The organism is Streptomyces sp. O3, assembly GCF_054788135.1.
This window is the reverse complement of the sequence record NZ_JBTVYK010000001.1, coordinates 65793-79574: the sequence shown is the minus strand read 5'-3', so window position 1 is coordinate 79574 and position 13782 is coordinate 65793. Positions and strand designations below refer to the sequence as shown.

Below are 13782 nucleotides of genomic sequence, written 5' to 3'. Positions count from 1 at the left end.
GCGATGCGCGCGGGACGGCGCTCCAGTGGTTCCGCCGCGAGCGTCCTGACGACGCCGCTGTCCCGCCGGTCACGCGCGGCACTCGCCGTCACGGCGCCGGTCAGCGCGCGTCCGCGGGGGCTGGCGGCGCGAGTTCGGCGCTCTCCTCGAGGTGCTGCCCGCGCAGCAGGAACCAGGCGCCCACGGCCGTGGCGAGCAGTACGGCCGCGCCCACCGCGCCCGCCGTCTCCAGGCCCCGCGTGAAGGTGTCGCGGGCCGCCGCGAGGAGTGCCGCGCCCTGCTCGGACGGCAGGCTCGCGGCCGTCTCCACCGCGCCGCCGAGCGACTCCCGAGCCGTGTCCGCCGCCTGCACCGGCACTCCGTCAGGCGTCACGAAGCCCCGGTAGGTGCTCGTGACGATCGAGCCGAGCAGGGCGATGCCGAGCGCCGCGCCCAGTTCGTACGCCGTCTCGGAGACCGCCGACGCCGCTCCCGCCTGCTCCTTGGGGACGCTGGACAGGATGACGTCCGCGGTCACCGTGAAGGCGAGCCCGGCCCCGGCCCCGCCGACGAACAGCGCCGCCATCAGCGACCCCGCCGAGGTGTCGGCGTCCAGCGCCAGGCAGGCGGCGAGCGCCAGGCCGACCGCGGTGAGACCGCCGGAGATGGCGATCCGTACGGACGTCCTGCGGGCCAGCATTCCGGCCGCGAGGCCGAACAGCACCGCGCCCACGGCGGCGGGCAGTTCGATGAGCCCGGCCTCCAGGGGCGAGCGGCCCTGGACCAGTTGCAGGAACTGGGAGAGGAAGAAGACCAGCCCCGACAGGCCGAGGATGGTCAGCAGGTCGGCCAGCACCGCGCCGGAGAACCCCCGGTGCCGGAACAGCCGCATGTCGAGCAGCGGCGAGTCGAGCGTGAGCTGCCGCCGCGCGAACCAGACGAGAGCGCCGACGCCGACCGCGGCGGCGGCCGCGATGTCCCAGCGGACGCCGTGCACCGCGGCCTCCTTGACCGCGTACACCACCGCGACCATGCCGACCAGCGAGAGGCCGACACTGAGCAGGTCCCAGGGTCCGGGCGCCGGGTTGCGCGACTCGGGCAGCAGCTTGACGCCCACGACGACCAGCACGGCCATCACCGGCAGGTTGATCAGGAAGACCGAGCCCCACCAGAAGTGTTCCAGCAGGAAGCCGCCCAGCACCGGTCCGACGGCCGCGCCCGCGGACGCCGCCGCGCCCCAGATGCCGACGGCGAGGCTGCGCTCCTTCGGGTCGTGGAAGATGTTGCGGATCAGGGCCAGCGTGGACGGCATCAGGGTCGCGCCCGCCACACCGAGCAGCGCCCGTGCGGCGATCATCATCTCGGGGCTGGTGGCGTACGCGTTGAGCAGCGAGACACCGCCGAACGCGACCGAGCCGACGAGCAGCAGCTTCTTCCGGCCGATCCGGTCGCCCAGGCTGCCCATGGACACCAGCAGGCCCGCGATGACGAACGAGTAGACGTCGCCGATCCACAGCAGCTGGGTGCCGGACGGGTTCAGGTCCTCGCTCAGGAACGGAGTGGCGAGGCCCAGTACGGTCACGTCGACCGCGACCAGCAGGACGGCCAGGACGAGCACGGAGAGCGCGAGCCAGCGCCCGGACCGCCGTTCGCCGTGGGTGTCGGCCACCCGCTGCTGGGTGCTGGTCATCGTTCCACGCTCCGTCGTACTCCGCCGAGCAGCAGCTCGACGATCATGAATGGGAAGTCTCTGGCCGCGAGGCGGCCGTCCTGTACGGACCAGGCGCCGGAGCCGATCAGTCCGTACAGGGCCTCGGTGAGCCAGGCCGGGGTCAGGTCGATGCGGAACTCGCCCGCCTCCTGGCCGCGCCGGAACAGCGCGGCGAACCGCTCGTCGATCCGCGTCCAGCCCGGATGCTGCTGTTCGCCCTCGAAGAGCTGGTTCTCGGTGACCAGGAAGGCCAGGAACCCGGCGACCGGCTGCACCTCGACGACCAGCCGCCGCAGCGCGCCGGACGCGTCCCCCTCGTCGAGCCGCGCGCGGTCGAGGGTCTCTTCGAGCTGGCGCAGGCCGAGCTCCTCCAGCGCCTTGACCAGCGCGTCCCGCCCGGCGAACTGCCGGTGCAGGGTGGCCCGGCTGATCCCGGCCGCCTTGGCCACCTCGTCCATGGTGGCGGTGGCCCGGCGGGTCAGCAGCTCGGCGGCGGCGCGCAGCACGTGTTCACGATCAACAGCCATGAGACAACGATAGCCCATGTGAGACATGAATGTCTCACATGGGGGCGAGTGTCCGGTGTCACGGGCCGGTCGCGGAAACGCGCCGGGGCCCGGCCGCCATGACGCTGGCGGCCGGGCCCCGGCAGGGCGCTGTGCGCGCTACTTCCCAGGCCGCGCCCAGGCCCGCTGAACGGCCAGGTCCCGCTTGACCTCGGCCAGCTGGACGGCGACCGCCGACGGCGCGGTGCCGCCCCGGCCGTCGCGCGAGGCCAGGGCGCCCGGCACGTTGAGGACCGTGCGCACCTCGGGCGTCAGATGCTCGGAGATCTTGGCGAACTGCTCGTCGGTGAGCTGGTCGAGCTCGATGCCGTGCCGCTCGCACTCCTGGACGCACTCACCGGCGACCTCGTGCGCGACCCGGAACGGCACCCCCTGCTTGACCAGCCACTCGGCGATGTCGGTCGCGAGCGAGAACCCGGCCGGAGCCAGCTCCGCCATCCGTTCCCGGTTGACGGTCAGGGTGGCCATCATGCCGGTGAAGGCGGGCAGCAGGATCTCCAGCTGGTCGCAGGAGTCGAAGACCGGCTCCTTGTCCTCCTGGAGGTCACGGTTGTACGCGAGCGGCAGGGCCTTCAGGGTCGCGAGCAGACCGGTGAGATTGCCGATCAGCCGTCCCGACTTGCCGCGCGCCAGCTCGGCGATGTCCGGGTTCTTCTTCTGCGGCATGATCGAGGAGCCGGTCGAGAAGGCGTCGTGCAGGGTCACGAAGGAGAACTCCTTCGTGTTCCAGAGGATGACCTCCTCCGCGATCCGCGAGAGGTTGACGCCGATCATCGCGGTGATGAAGGCGAACTCGGCGACGAAGTCACGGGACGCGGTGCCGTCGATGGAGTTGCCCGCGCTCCCGCGCTCGAAGCCCAGGTCACTGGCGACCGCCTCCGGGTCCAGGCCGAGCGACGACCCGGCGAGCGCGCCCGAGCCGTACGGCGAGACGGCCGTGCGCTCGTCCCACTGGCGCAGCCGCTCGGCGTCTCGGGACAGCGCCTGCACATGCGCCAGCACATGGTGCGCGAAGAGGACGGGCTGGGCGTGCTGGAGGTGCGTACGGCCGGGCATGGCGACGTCCGGGTGTGCGTCGGCCAGGCCGACCAGCGCCTCCTGGAGGTCGGCGAGCAGACCCCCGACGATCCGGGCGTGGTCGCGCAGATACATCCGGAACAGCGTGGCCACCTGGTCGTTACGGGACCGTCCGGCCCGCAGCTTGCCGCCGAGGTCGGGCCCGAGCCGCTCCAGCAGGCCCCGCTCCAGCGCGGTGTGCACATCCTCGTCCGCGAGGGTGCCGACGAACGAGCCGTCCGCGACATCCGCCTCAAGGCGGTCGAGCCCGTCGAGCATGCGGCTCAGCTCGTCGGCCGTGAGCAACCCCGCCTGGTGCAGCACGCGCGCGTGGGCGCGGGATCCCGCGATGTCGTACGGCGCCAGTCGCCAGTCGAAGTGGACGGACGCGGAGAGTTTTTCCAGGGCCTCGGCGGGCCCGTCGGCGAAGCGACCGCCCCAGAGCCGGACGTCACCGCTGTTGCTGCTCACTGCTGCTCCTCAGGTCGTACTGCGCTCGGGGGCAGGCTACTCAGCCGGGGCCTGGGCGATCCGCGCCCGCGTCTGGCGTTGCGCGGCGGTCTTCGACGACAGGCCGATTCACTGCCATGCATGAGTATGCAGACTTCTGCATGATTCGTCAATGCGGGGTCGGGGCGCGGGGAGATCGGGGCTACGCGGAGATCAGCGGAGATCAGCGGAGATCAGCGGGGATCAGCGAGGCTAAGCGGGGATCAGCCGGGAGTCAGCGGGGCAGCAGCAGAAGCGTGCGCCTGCCGCCGGGGCCGGACGCGACGCGGTGGACGTCCAGGCCGAGCCCGCGGTACCGGTCCAGGACCTGGTCCGGGTCCGCGCCCGCGGCGGCGATCGCCTCCGGCACGAACTCGGTGACGACGGCGGGCCGCTGGCGGGCGATCACGCGCTCCATGGCGCGTATGACCCGGTGTTCGGCGCCCGCCGCGTCGATCCTGACCAGCGTGACGTCCGGCACGCCCGCCAGCAGGTCGTCCAGGCGCACCGCGGGCACCCGTACCGGCGTCCCGCCGAGCGGCAGCTCGACGGCTCCGTTGCGGTCGAGCGCGGCCACCGCGGGCGCGGCGTAGGTGCCGGGGGCGTGGCGGGCCAGCCGGGCCGTGAGCACCCGGTGGCGGCGCGGGTCCGGCTCCACCGCGATGACGTGCCCGCTGGCCCCGGTCACCCTGGCTCCGAGCAGCGCGTGGCGGCCGGATCCGGCGCCCACGTCCACGAAGGTGTCACCGGGCTCCAGGCGTACGCACAGGATGGCCGCGACGTCAGGCTCCACGGCCGATGCTGCCCTCATCCGCTGCCCCTCCCCCGGTACGGGCGGACGCACGCCCCCAGCGTGGCACGGCCCGAGGGAGCCCGGCTCGGGCCGTGCGGGAGCCTCACTCGGGCTGCGGTGGGGCCTGACTCAGGCCGCGGTGGAGGCGGAGTCCGGCCGGGGCGCGGGCGACGGGGGCAACGACAGGCTCTCAGGCGTCAGCGGTCGTTCTGGGCCAGCCGCAGCAGGTGGTCGGCCAGCGCCTGGCCGCCGGTCGGGTCGCGACTGATCAGCATCAGGGTGTCGTCGCCCGCGATCGTCCCGAGGATGGCGTGCAGTTCGGCCTGGTCGATGGCGGAGGCCAGGAACTGGGCCGCGCCCGGCGGGGTGCGCAGCACCACCAGGTTGGCGGAGGCCTCGGCGGAGATCAGGAGTTCCGCGGACAGCCGCCGCATGCGCTCCTCCTTCGCGGACTCGCCGAGCGGGGCCTGCGGGGTGCGGAAGCCGCCCTCGCTGGGCACCGCGTAGATCAGCTCACCGCCGGTGTTGCGGATCTTGACGGCGCCCAGCTCGTCCAGGTCGCGGGAGAGCGTCGCCTGGGTGACGGACAGACCGTCGTCCGCGAGCAGCTTCGCCAGCTGGCTCTGCGAGCGCACCGGCTGCCGGTTGAGGATGTCCACGATCCGGCGGTGCCGGGCGGTACGGGTCTGCGGCACCGCGGGCCCGCCCGGTTCGTTCTCCTGCAGACTCATCGTCGTCGTCTCATTCTGTGGCTCGTCCGTCCCCGTCGGCCTGGTGGGCCGCGTCCAGGACACCGGGCAGCGCCCGGAGGAACGCGTCCACCGCGTCGTCCCCGACGGTCAGCGCCGGCATCAGCCGGATCACATCGGGGGCGGGCGCGTTCACCAGGAGCCCGGCGTCCTGAGCCGCCTGCTGCACCCGGTGTGCCAGCGGCTCCGTGAGCACGATACCCAGCAGCAGCCCGGCACCTCGGACATGGTCGACCAGCGGGTGTCCGGAACGCTCGATTCCGTCGCGCAGCTTCTCGCCCGCGCGCTTCACATGGTCAAGCAGCCCGTCGTCCGCGAGCGTGTCGAGTACGGCCAGACCCGCGGCGCACGCCACCGGGTTGCCGCCGAAGGTGGTGCCGTGCTGGCCGGGGTCCAGCAGGTCGGCGGCCGCGCCGAAGGCGACGACCGCGCCGATCGGCAGCCCGCCGCCGAGGCCCTTGGCCAGGGTCATCACATCCGGCTCGGCGCCTTCCTCGGCCTGGTACGCGAACCAGTGGCCGGTGCGGCCGATGCCGGTCTGCACCTCGTCCAGGACCAGCAGGGCGCCGACCGCGGCGGTGATCTCCCGAGCCGCCCGGAGGTAGCCGGGCGGCGGCACGACGACGCCGTTCTCGCCCTGGATCGGCTCGATCAGCACGAACGCGGTCTGCTCGGTGACCGCCGCCCTGAGCGCCTCGGCGTCGCCGTACGGCACATGCGTGACGTCACCCGGCAGAGGCTGGAAGCCGTCCTGCTTGCCCGGCTGGCCGGTGAGCGCGAGCGCGCCCACGGTGCGGCCGTGGAAGCCGCCGTCGGTGGCGACCATATGGGTGCGTCCGGTGAGCCGTCCGAGCTTGAAGACGGCCTCGCTCGCCTCGGTGCCGGAGTTGCAGAAGAAGACCTTGCCGGGGCGGCCCGCGTGCCGCAGCAGCCGCTCGGCGAGCGCGACCGGCGGCTCGGCGGCGAACAGGTTGGAGACATGGCCGAGTGTGGCGATCTGGTCGCTGACCGCGCGGACGACAGCGGGGTGCGCGTGGCCGAGCGCGTTCACCGCGATGCCGCCGACGAAGTCCAGGTATTCGCGGCCGTCCGCGTCCCAGACCTTGACGCCCTCGCCGCGCGCCAGCGGCAGCCTCGGGGTGCCGTAGTTGTTCATGAGGGCGCCCTGCCAGCGCTGTGTGAGCTCCTGGTTGCCGGTCACTGTGCTCCCCCTGCGGTGTCGTCGCTGTCGGTGCTGCCTGTGCTGCCGTCGTTGCCTGTGCTGCCTGTGCTGTCGGCCTGGCCGTCGGGCACGACCATCGTGCCGACGCCGTCGTCCGTGAAGATCTCCAGCAGGATCGAGTGCTGGACCCGGCCGTCGATCACGCGGGCGGTGTGCACGCCGTTGCGCACGGCGTGCAGACAGCCCTGCATCTTGGGCACCATGCCGCTGGCCAGGTCGGGCAGCAGCTTCTCCAGCTCGCTCGCGGTCAGCCTGCTGATCACGTCGTCGCTGTGCGGCCAGTCCTCGTAGAGGCCCTCGACGTCGGTGAGGACCATCAGCGTCTCGGCGTTCAGCGCGGCGGCCAGCGCGGCGGCGGCGGTGTCGGCGTTGACGTTGTAGACGTGGTCGTCGTCGGCGGAGCGCGCGATGGACGAGACGACCGGGATACGGCCGTCGGCGAGCAGCGCCTCGATCGCGCCGGTGTCGGTCCCGGTGATCTCGCCGACCCGGCCGATGTCCACCGACTCGCCCGCGATGCGCGGCTGGTGCTTGGTCGCGGTGAGGGTGTGCGCGTCCTCGCCGGTGAGGCCGACGGCGAGCGGGCCGTGCTGGTTCAGCAGCCCGACCAGTTCGCGCTGGACCTGTCCGGCCAGGACCATCCGTACGACGTCCATGGCCTCGGGCGTGGTGACCCGCAGCCCGGCCTTGAACTCGCTGACCAGGCCGTGCCGGTCGAGCGCCTCGCTGATCTGCGGGCCGCCGCCGTGCACCACGACGGGCTTGAGCCCCGCGTGGTGCAGGAAGACGACGTCCTGCGCGAAGGCGGCCTTCAGCTCCTCGTCGACCATGGCGTTGCCGCCGAACTTGATGACGACGGTCTTGCCCCGGTGGCGGGTCAGCCAGGGCAGCGCCTCGATGAGGATCTGCGCCTTGGGCAGTGCGGTGTGCTTACGGGTGCTCATGAGTCCTCAGGAGGAGTACGCGCTGTTCTCGTGGACGTAGTCGGCGGTCAGGTCGTTGGTCCAGATCACCACGGGCTCGGCCGCGCCCGCGGCCAGGTCGGCGGTGATCCGCACCTCGCGGTAGCGCATGTCGACCAGGTCGCGGTCCTCGCCGACGCTGCCGTTCTCGCAGACCCGGACGCCGTTGATCGCCACGTTCAGCCGGTCCGGGTCGAAGGCCGCCGCCGTGGTGCCGATCGCGGACAGCACCCGGCCCCAGTTGGGGTCCTCGCCGTGGATGGCGCACTTGAGGAGGTTGTTGCGGGCGATGGAGCGGCCGACCTCGACGGCGTCGTCCTCGCTCGCCGCGTTGACCACCTCGATCCGGATGTCCTTGCTGGCGCCCTCCGCGTCCCCGATCAGCTGCCGGGCGAGGTCGTCGCAGACGGTGCGTACGGCCTCGGTGAACTCGGCGTCGCCGGGGGTGGTCTCACTGGCGCCCGAGGCGAGCAGCAGCACGGTGTCGTTGGTGGACATGCAGCCGTCGGAGTCGACCCGGTCGAAGGTCGTACGGGTGGCGTCGCGCAGCGCCTTGTCGAGTCCGGCGCTGTCGACGGCCGCGTCCGTGGTGAGCACGACCAGCATGGTGGCGAGGCCGGGAGCGAGCATGCCCGCGCCCTTGGCCATGCCGCCGACCGTCCAGCCGTCGCCCTCGTACACGGCCGTCTTGTGCACGGTGTCGGTGGTCTTGATGGCGATGGCGGCCTTCTCGCCGCCGTGCGGGGAGAGCGCGGCCGCGGCCCGCTCGACGCCCGGCAGCAGCCTGTCCATCGGCAGGGTGACCCCGATGAGCCCGGTGGACGCGACGGCGACCTCGCCCGCGCTGTGGCCCTCCAGCACCTGAGCGACCTTCTCGGCGGTGGCGTGGGTGTCCTGGAAGCCCTTGGGGCCCGTGCAGGCGTTGGCGCCGCCGGAGTTGAGGATCACGGCGGACACCTGGCCGCCCTTGAGTACCTGCTCGGACCACAGGACGGGCGCGGCCTTGACGCGGTTGGAGGTGAACACGCCCGCGGCGGCCAGACTCGGGCCGTTGTTGACGACCAGCGCCAGGTCCGGGTTGCCGTTCTCCTTGATGCCCGCGGCGATGCCGGAGGCGGTGAAGCCCTTGGCGGCGGTGACACTCACTGCATCTCCTCGTTCGCTTCTCCGCCCGCGCGGCGCGGCGGTGCGGCCATCGTCGTCTGCGGCCCGGCGGCCGCGCGCGCGTCGCTCACGGTGCGACTCCGATCGTGGAGAGCCCGGTCTGCTCGGGCAGCCCCAGGGCGATGTTCATGGACTGCACGGCGCCGCCCGCCGTGCCCTTGGTCAGGTTGTCGATGGCGCTGATCGCGATCACCCGGCCCGCGCTCTCGTCGTAGGCGACCTGGAGCTGTACGGCGTTGGAGCCGTAGACGGAGGCGGTGGCGGGCCACTGCCCCTCGGGGAGCAGGTGCACGAACGGCTCGTCGGCGTAGGCCTTCTCGTAGGCGGCCCGTACGCCGTCGGCGCTCACGCCGGGCCTGGCCTTGGCGCTGCAGGTGGCCAGGATGCCGCGGGCCATCGGGGCGAGGGTCGGCGTGAAGGACACCGAGACCCGCTCACCGGCGGCCGCGCTCAGGTTCTGGATCATCTCGGGCGTGTGCCGGTGCACACCCCCGACGCCGTACGGCGACATCGACCCCATGACCTCGGAGCCCAGCAGATGGGGCTTGAGCGCCTTGCCCGCGCCGGAGGTGCCGGTGGCGGCGACGATCACCGCCTCCGGCTCGGTGAGGGACGCGGCGTAGGCGGGGAGCAGCGCGAGCGTCACCGCGGTCGGGTAGCAGCCGGGCACCGCGACGCGCTTGGTCCCCTCCAGCGCCGCGCGGCCGCCCGGCAGTTCCGGCAGGCCGTACGGCCAGCTCCCGGCGTGCGCGGAGCCGTAGAACTTCTCCCAGTCCGCCGCGTCCCGCAGCCGGAAGTCCGCCCCCATGTCGATGACCAGGACATCGGGCCCGAGCCGCTCGGCGACGGCGGCGGACTGGCCGTGCGGGAGCGCCAGGAACACCACGTCGTGCCCGGCGAGCGCGTCGGCGGTGGTCGGCTCCAGGACGCGGTCGGCCAGCGGCGGCAGCTGCGGCTGCAGCGCGCCCAGCCGCTGGCCGGCGTTCGAGTGCCCGGTGAGGGCGCCGATCTCCACCTCGGGGTGGGCGCTCAGCAGGCGCAGCAGTTCGCCGCCCGCGTATCCACTCGCCCCTGCCACTGCCGCACGTACCGTCATCGAGCCCTCCTAGTGATGGCATGACTATACGCATGGATGCAGTTTTATACAACGCTTAGTGTGCTCTGGCGCCGATCACGACGGTGGCGTACAGCTCGTCGTCGGTGGCGACGCGCGCGGCCAGCCCGCCCCGCGTGAACGCGTCGACGGCGGCCTGGGCCTGGCGCTCGCTCGTCTCGACCAGCAGGCGCCCGCCGGGCGCCAGCCAGTGCGCGGCTTCGGCGGTGACCCGGCGCAGTACGTCCAGGCCGTCGCCGCCGCCGTCGAGGGCGGCCAGGGCCTCGTGTTCGCGGGCCTCCGGGGGCAGCAGGCCGACCTCGTCGGTGGGGACGTACGGCACGTTGGCGAGGAGGACGTCGACGCGGCCGCGCAGGGCGGCGGGCAGCGGGGCGAACAGGTCGCCCTGGTAGACGCGTCCCTGGGCCGCGGCCACGTTGCGCCGGGCGCAGCGGACCGCGGCGGGGTCGATGTCGGCCGCGTGCAGGTCGACCGGGCCTACGGCCGCGGCCAGCGCGGCGCCCAGCGCGCCCGAGCCGCAGCACAGGTCGACGACGACGGGGAGCCCGCGCCCCTCGGGTACGAGACCGGCCGCCCGCGCGACCAGGAACTCGGTGCGGCGGCGCGGCACGAAGACCCCGGCGTCCACGGCCATCCGGATGCCGCGGAACTCGGCCCAGCCCAGCACGTGTTCGAGGGGAAGACCGGCGACGCGGCGGTCGGCCATCGCGGCGAGGTCGGACGGGGTGCGCGCCGCGGAGGCGATCAACTCGGCCTCGTCCTCGGCGAAGACACAACCGGCGGCGCGGAGCCGGACGACGAGCGGGGCGATGGACGCCAGCGACGGCGAAGGCGTCGAAGGAGAGGGCGACGAGGGCGAAGACGGTGCGGACAGCGAAGACGACGACATGCGAGTCGGGAAGACCTTTCGGGATGCCGAAGGGTGCTCTCGCGGGTCGTCCAGATCAGCTGGACCGCAGGACCGCGAGGTGAGAACACCCAGCCTGAACAGCGGAAATCGTTCTCACCTCCTTGGTCGGGTCCCCGGTCGGGGAACGCCGCACACACTACCCCAGGCGGCATCGGGCGTCACTGAAGGAACAACGCCATCCAGCGCTCCGGGTCCGGCAGGGCCGCGAAGCCGGCCTTCTCGTACACGCCGTGCGCGTCCTGCGCGCCCAGTAGGCGTCGGTGGAGAGCCAGTGGTGGACGCGGGCCGCGTCGATCCTGGCCGGGTCGGCGGAGATCTCGTAGTCGCTCATCCCGGAAGACTCGCAGGCGGGCGGCGGTCTGGCCGAGCGGTTCTCACACCTGGCCGAGCACCTCGTCGCAGGCGGCGCGGAGGCGGCGTACGCCCTCGGCGAGCTCGGCCGCTCCGGCCACGGCCGCGAAGCTCAACCGCAGGTGCCCGGCCGGGGGTTCGGCGCTGAAGTAGGGGCGTCCCGGTGTGACGGCGACCCCGGCCCGCAGGGCGGCCGACACCAGGGCCGCCTCGTCGGCGCCGTCCGGGAGCCGCAGCCACAGGTGGTAGCCGCCCGAGGGGATGTGCGGCAGGGCGAGTTCGGGGATCTCCTGGTGCAGCGCGGCCGTCAGCAGGGTCCGGCGCTCCCTCAACTCGGCGGCGACCGCCCGCAGATGACGGCTCCAGGCAGGTGAGCCGACCAGTTCCACGGCGGCCTCCTGCAGCGGCCGGGGTACGAAGAAGTGGTCGACGATCTGGATCGCCCGCAGCCGTTCGAGCACCGGCCCCCTGGCGACCAGGGCGCTGACCCGGAAGCTGGGCGAGGTCGCCTTGGTGAGCGAGCAGACGTGCACGACGACACCGTCGTGGTCGTCGGCGGTCAGCGGCGGCGGCAGCGGCCCGGCATCCTCGTGCGTGAGACGGCGTACGTAGTCGTCCTCGACGAGGAACGCGCCCGCCTCGCGGGTGGCGCGCAGCACCTCGGCGCGGCGGCCGGGCGCGAGCACCGCGCCGGTGGGGTTCTGGAACAGCGGCTGGCAGACGAACACCCGCGCGCCGGTGGCCCGGAACGCCGAGGCGAGCAGATCGGGCCGTACGCCGTCGGTGTCCACCGGGACCGGCACCGGGCGCAGCCCGGCGGCGCGGGCGATGGCCAGCATGCCCGGATACGTGGGCGACTCGACCAGGACGGGCGCGCCGGGCGGGGCGAGCGCGCGCAGCGCCGTGGTCAGCGCCGACTGGCCGCCGGATGTGACCAGGACCTCGGACGCGGTGATCGCGCCGCCGCAGCCGCGGGCGAACCACTCGCGCAGCTCGGGCAGGCCGTCCATGGGCGGCCTGCCCCAGGCGCCGGGACGGCGTCCGGCGCGGGCGAGCGCGGCGGCCATCGCGCGTTCGGGCTGGAGGGAGGCGTGCAGATAGCCGCCGTTGAACTCGATGACCCCGGCGGGCGGCGCGGCGAGGCTGGTCAGCACCCCGGAGGCGTCGACGGCGCGCGGGGCCGCATCGGGCGCGGCGTCGGCGCTGAGCGCCAACTGCTGCCAGGAGGTGTCGCCCACCGGGTCGGCGGCGGGCCGAGGTTCGGCCCGGAAGGCTCCGGCGCCCGGCCGGGTGACGACCAGGCCTTCGGCGGCCAGCGTGGCGAGCGCCCGCGACACGGTCACCGGGCTCACCCGGTAGCGCTCGACCAGAGCCCGGCTCGACGGCAGCTTTCCACCCGGAGAGTAGCGGACCAGTTCGCTCCGCAGGAGGTTCGCCAACTCGCCCACACTGCTACGCTCATGCATGACAGCACAGGATAGCGCTACTCGCTCGGACTCGATAGCGGTCAGCCCGGCGGCCCCGGACGCCGCGGCGGGCACCGCCGGCGCCGTGGGCGGGACCGTGCTCGCCGCGCTCGGCGTCACCGCCTTCTCGCTCACCTTCCCCGCCACCGCCTGGGGTCTGGAGGGCTTCGGCCCGTGGTCCCTGGTCGCGGTGCGCAGCGCGCTGGCCGCCCTGATCGCGGGCTGCTGTCTGCTCGCGCTGCGCGTGCCGGCGCCCGGCCGCCAGCACCTCAAGGGCCTGGCGGTGGTAGCGGCCGGGGTCGTCGTCGGCTTCCCGCTGCTCACCACGCTCGCGCTGCAGACCTCGACGACCGCGCACGCCGCGGTGGTGGTCGGGCTGCTGCCGCTGACCACCGCGCTGCTGTCCGCGCTCCGCACCGGGGCGCGGCCCTCGCGCACGTTCTGGGCGGCGGCGCTGACCGGCGCGGCCGCGGTCGTGGCGTTCACCGTGCAGCAGAGCGGCGGGGCGCTGTCCACCGCCGATCTGCTGCTGTTCGGGGCGCTGCTGATCTGCGCCGCCGGCTACACCGAGGGCGGTCGGCTGGCCCGTGTGATGCCGGGCTGGCAGGTCATCGGCTGGGCGCTGGTGCTCTGTCTGCCGCTGGCCGTGCCCGGCGCCCTGCTGGCGCTGTCCCTGGAGCCGGGGCCGGTGCGGCTGACCGCGCACAGTGTGGCCGGGCTGCTCTGGGTGGCGGCGGGCTCGCAGTTCCTCGGGCTGGTCGTCTGGTACCGGGGCATGGCGGTGATCGGCGTCCCCCGAGCCAGCCAGCTCCAGCTCGCGCAGCCGCTGCTCACCCTCGTGTGGTCGGTGCTGCTGCTGGGCGAGCAGCTGCCGACGGCGGCCCCGGTGACCGCCGTCGCCGTCCTCGTCTGCATCGCGCTCACCCAGCGGGCGCGCGCCTGACGGGAACCGGACCGGCGCGCGTCGCCGCCAGGGCCGGTCCGGGCGAAACGCCCTAGACTGACAGACACGGATCGCTACCTCTGACGCGATGAGGAGGGCACTGTCCATGCAAGCGTCTGTGGGTGACCGACTGCTGGTGCACGGCAGGGTCGTAGGGCAGCACGACAGGACCGCGGAGGTCATCGAGGTGCTCGGGGAGGACGGCTCTCCCCCGTATCGCGTCCGTTTCGAGGACGGGCACGAGACCTTGATGTCGCCGGGTCCCGACTGCGTGGTCCGGCACCTGTCGACCGCCGAGGAGCAGTAA

At 73.3% G+C, this 13782-nt stretch carries 13 protein-coding genes and 1 pseudogene; 2 read left to right on the top strand and 12 right to left on the bottom strand.

Translation table 11 applies throughout. The annotated features are described in order from the left end of the window. Nucleotides 1–100 precede the first annotated feature (100 nt). The 12 genes and pseudogenes from ACX6XY_RS00380 to ACX6XY_RS00325 all read right to left on the bottom strand — a co-directional run bounded on the left by ACX6XY_RS00380 (nucleotide 101) and on the right by ACX6XY_RS00325 (nucleotide 12532). Nucleotides 101–1669: an MFS transporter gene (locus ACX6XY_RS00380; protein WP_460324990.1), complete on the bottom strand. Its 1569-nt coding sequence runs from the start codon at nucleotides 1667–1669 to the stop codon at nucleotides 101–103. After that, nucleotides 1666–2217, bottom strand: coding sequence for a TetR/AcrR family transcriptional regulator (locus ACX6XY_RS00375; RefSeq protein ID WP_460324988.1), 552 nt, complete (start codon nucleotides 2215–2217; stop codon nucleotides 1666–1668). The genes ACX6XY_RS00380 and ACX6XY_RS00375 overlap by 4 nt, the downstream gene beginning before the upstream one ends. Before the next feature lie 138 nt (nucleotides 2218–2355). Beyond that, nucleotides 2356–3783, bottom strand: a complete 1428-nt coding sequence (argH, locus tag ACX6XY_RS00370) for an argininosuccinate lyase (protein WP_460324986.1) — start codon at nucleotides 3781–3783, stop codon at nucleotides 2356–2358. Nucleotides 3784–4036: 253 nt separating this feature from the next. Then, nucleotides 4037–4612: an FkbM family methyltransferase gene (locus ACX6XY_RS00365; protein ID WP_460324984.1), complete on the bottom strand. Its 576-nt coding sequence runs from the start codon at nucleotides 4610–4612 to the stop codon at nucleotides 4037–4039. A gap of 179 nt (nucleotides 4613–4791) precedes the next feature. Next, the gene (locus ACX6XY_RS00360) at nucleotides 4792–5325 is read right to left on the bottom strand and encodes an arginine repressor (protein ID WP_460324982.1); all 534 of its coding nucleotides are present in this window, start codon (nucleotides 5323–5325) and stop codon (nucleotides 4792–4794) included. Nucleotides 5326–5335: 10 nt separating this feature from the next. After that, complete coding sequence (locus tag ACX6XY_RS00355) at nucleotides 5336–6499, bottom strand: acetylornithine transaminase (protein WP_460325324.1); 1164 nt, start codon at nucleotides 6497–6499, stop codon at nucleotides 5336–5338. A 41-nt stretch (nucleotides 6500–6540) separates the two neighbouring features. After that, on the bottom strand, nucleotides 6541–7509 hold the full coding sequence (gene argB, locus ACX6XY_RS00350; protein WP_460324980.1) for an acetylglutamate kinase: 969 nt from the start codon (nucleotides 7507–7509) through the stop codon (nucleotides 6541–6543). Between the two features lie 6 nt (nucleotides 7510–7515). Next, nucleotides 7516–8673, bottom strand: coding sequence for a bifunctional glutamate N-acetyltransferase/amino-acid acetyltransferase ArgJ (argJ, locus tag ACX6XY_RS00345; protein WP_460324978.1), 1158 nt, complete (start codon nucleotides 8671–8673; stop codon nucleotides 7516–7518). A gap of 85 nt (nucleotides 8674–8758) precedes the next feature. Next, a complete protein-coding gene (gene argC, locus ACX6XY_RS00340) occupies nucleotides 8759–9787 on the bottom strand; it encodes an N-acetyl-gamma-glutamyl-phosphate reductase (protein WP_460324976.1) in 1029 nt (342 codons plus the stop codon). A gap of 55 nt (nucleotides 9788–9842) precedes the next feature. After that, nucleotides 9843–10694, bottom strand: coding sequence for a putative protein N(5)-glutamine methyltransferase (locus ACX6XY_RS00335; protein WP_460324974.1), 852 nt, complete (start codon nucleotides 10692–10694; stop codon nucleotides 9843–9845). A 248-nt stretch (nucleotides 10695–10942) separates the two neighbouring features. Further along, nucleotides 10943–11046 (bottom strand): annotated as a pseudogene (locus ACX6XY_RS00330) (GNAT family N-acetyltransferase); the annotation flags it as partial. Between the two features lie 43 nt (nucleotides 11047–11089). After that, entirely contained in the window at nucleotides 11090–12532 is a 1443-nt protein-coding gene (locus ACX6XY_RS00325) for an aminotransferase-like domain-containing protein (RefSeq protein ID WP_460324972.1), read from the bottom strand. Between ACX6XY_RS00325 and ACX6XY_RS00320 the strand changes: the two genes are divergently transcribed. Further along, nucleotides 12531–13475: a DMT family transporter gene (locus ACX6XY_RS00320; RefSeq protein WP_460324970.1), complete on the top strand. Its 945-nt coding sequence runs from the start codon at nucleotides 12531–12533 to the stop codon at nucleotides 13473–13475. The two genes, ACX6XY_RS00325 and ACX6XY_RS00320, sit on opposite strands and share 2 nt — an antisense overlap. 106 nt (nucleotides 13476–13581) lie before the next feature. Further along, the gene (locus ACX6XY_RS00315) at nucleotides 13582–13782 is read left to right on the top strand and encodes a DUF1918 domain-containing protein (protein WP_460324968.1); all 201 of its coding nucleotides are present in this window, start codon (nucleotides 13582–13584) and stop codon (nucleotides 13780–13782) included.

Bases quoted from the DNA above. Each gene is read 5' to 3' on its own strand.
- ACX6XY_RS00380 (WP_460324990.1), bottom strand. From the start codon at position 1,669: ATGACCAGCACCCAGCAGCGGGTGGCCGACACCCACGGCGAACGGCGG.
- ACX6XY_RS00375 (WP_460324988.1), bottom strand. From the start codon at position 2,217: ATGGCTGTTGATCGTGAACACGTGCTGCGCGCCGCCGCCGAGCTGCTG.
- ACX6XY_RS00365 (WP_460324984.1), bottom strand. From the start codon at position 4,612: ATGAGGGCAGCATCGGCCGTGGAGCCTGACGTCGCGGCCATCCTGTGC.
- ACX6XY_RS00360 (WP_460324982.1), bottom strand. From the start codon at position 5,325: ATGAGTCTGCAGGAGAACGAACCGGGCGGGCCCGCGGTGCCGCAGACC.
- ACX6XY_RS00355 (WP_460325324.1), bottom strand. From the start codon at position 6,499: ATGAACAACTACGGCACCCCGAGGCTGCCGCTGGCGCGCGGCGAGGGC.
- argB (WP_460324980.1), bottom strand. From the start codon at position 7,509: ATGAGCACCCGTAAGCACACCGCACTGCCCAAGGCGCAGATCCTCATC.
- argC (WP_460324976.1), bottom strand. From the start codon at position 9,787: ATGACGGTACGTGCGGCAGTGGCAGGGGCGAGTGGATACGCGGGCGGC.
- ACX6XY_RS00335 (WP_460324974.1), bottom strand. From the start codon at position 10,694: ATGTCGTCGTCTTCGCTGTCCGCACCGTCTTCGCCCTCGTCGCCCTCT.
- ACX6XY_RS00320 (WP_460324970.1), top strand. From the start codon at position 12,531: ATGACAGCACAGGATAGCGCTACTCGCTCGGACTCGATAGCGGTCAGC.
- ACX6XY_RS00325 (WP_460324972.1), bottom strand. From the start codon at position 12,532: ATGCATGAGCGTAGCAGTGTGGGCGAGTTGGCGAACCTCCTGCGGAGC.
- ACX6XY_RS00315 (WP_460324968.1), top strand. From the start codon at position 13,582: ATGCAAGCGTCTGTGGGTGACCGACTGCTGGTGCACGGCAGGGTCGTA.